Genomic DNA, 1,862 nt, shown 5'->3' with positions numbered 1-1,862 from the left:
CGACAAGGTGACGCAGCAGAACGCGAGCGCCTCCGAGGAAGTCTCGGCGACCTCCGAGGAGCTGGCGGCGCAGGCCGAGACGCTCCAGGCGACGATCGCCTATTTCCGGATCGGCGAGGCGGCGGCGTCAGTGCCGCAGGCGCGCCCGATCGACGGGGCGGTGTCGCAGTTGCGCGCCACGGCGGCCCGCATGGCTGCCCCCTCGGCGGTGGTGAAGTCGCCCGCCAAGGCGACGGGCAAGCGTGGGCCCGCCCCACGCCCGGCGGGCAAGTCGCTGGGCGGGGGCTTCGCCTTCGACATGAGCGAGGGCGACGAGCGCGACGCGGACTTCACCCGCGTCGCCTGAGCAAAGCCGGTTTCCGCATCGCTTCAGGCGATCGATCGGAAACCGGTGACACGGGCTGGTGCGGTCCCGCGCCGCCGTCATCACCCGGGCGGACGCGATCGATCTCGTCGCGCCCGCCCAGAGGCCAGCCCCCTGGACGTTCGGGCCGGCACGCGACGGTTTCGATCAGTCACGGTTCCCGGCTCCGGCCGGGCGGGCCCACCGACAGGTCACGACGCAAGACGCTCCCAACGCTCTGATCACGGGACGGATGCTCCAATGAGCATGTTTGACAACATTTCGATGCCGCGAAAGCTGGCTCTCACCTTCAGCGTGATGCTGACGGTCGGTCTGGGTGTGAATGGCGTGGTGTACTGGAAGTCGTCGGAAATCCGACAGGCCGTCCACTGGTCGGACCACACGGTCCAGGTGATCGACGCGACCAACCACGCGCTCGCCGGGATGGTCGATCAGGAAACCGGCTATCGCGGCTACCTGCTGTCGGGGGATCCGAAATTCCTCGGCCCCTACCAGAAGGGCTGGGAGACCTTCGAGTCGAACTGGCGCCAGGCCAAGGCCCTGACGGCCGACAACCCGGCCCAGCAGGAGCGCCTCGACGCGATCCACCGGCTGGCGGAGGCGTGGCACGGCGGCGTCGCCGAGAAGGGCATCGCCCTGATGGCCAACGCCGAGACCCGGGACGCCGCCCGGCAGACCGAGATTGCCGGCGCCGGCAAGGAGGCGATGGACGGGCTGCGCGCCAAGGTCGCCGACGTGATCGGCGTCGAGAACGCGCTGATGCAGACGCGGCGCAACACCCAGACCGCCGCCTTCGACACGACGACGCAGATGATCGTGCTCGGCATCCTGGCCAACCTGCTGATCGCGTCGGGCATCGCCTTCATGCTGATCCGCACCGTGGCCCGCCCGGTGACCCGGGTGAGCGGCAAGCTGGCCGAGCTGGCGACCCCGCTCGAGACCGGCCGGCGCGACGAGGTCGGGCAGATCCAGGGGACCGCGCTCGCGGTCGAGCAGGCGTTCCGGGAGATCTCCGACGTGCTCGCGGCGGCCTCGATCGGCGATTTCTCCAAGACGCTGTCGAAGGATTACGGCGGCCTCAGCAGCGAGGTGCAGGCCAATCTGCGGGCGATGACCGCGAACCTGCGGGCGATCGCCGACATCGCGACCGCGATCGCGGGCGGCGACCTGTCCGTCGAGGCGCGGCGTCTCTCCGACAAGGACGCGCTCGGCCTCGCCCTCGAACAGATGCTGGCGAAGCTGCGTCTCGTGGTGACGGAGGCCTCCGCCGCGGCGGCGAATGTCTCGGCGGGGTCGCAGGAGCTGTCGGCTTCGGCCGAGCAGCTGTCGCAGGGCTCGACCGAGCAGGCCGCGTCCACCGAGGAAGCCTCCGCCTCGATGGAGGAGATGGCCGCCAACGTGAAGCAGAACGCCGAGAATGCCGGCCAGACCGAGGCCATCGCCCGCCAATCCGCCAAGGATGCCGAGGCCAGCGGCGTCGCGGTCGGACGCGCCGTCG

Annotated in this window: 1 protein-coding gene and 1 pseudogene; both read left to right on the top strand. The window is 70.3% G+C overall.

All coding sequences use genetic code 11. The features are described 5' to 3' along the window. Positions 1-346: pseudogene (locus VP06_RS37560) on the top strand (methyl-accepting chemotaxis protein); the annotation flags it as partial. Positions 347-610: 264 nt separating this feature from the next. Continuing rightward, positions 611-1,862, top strand: a 1,252-nt coding sequence (locus VP06_RS32670) for a CHASE3 domain-containing protein (RefSeq protein WP_197093346.1), incomplete at its 3' end; no start/stop codon positions are given.

Source organism: Methylobacterium aquaticum (assembly GCF_001043915.1).
In the GTDB taxonomy this organism is placed as follows: Bacteria; Pseudomonadota; Alphaproteobacteria; order Rhizobiales; family Beijerinckiaceae; genus Methylobacterium; species Methylobacterium aquaticum.
The sequence above is the reverse complement of the archived record's forward strand: the minus strand, read 5'-3'. Positions and strand labels throughout refer to the sequence as shown.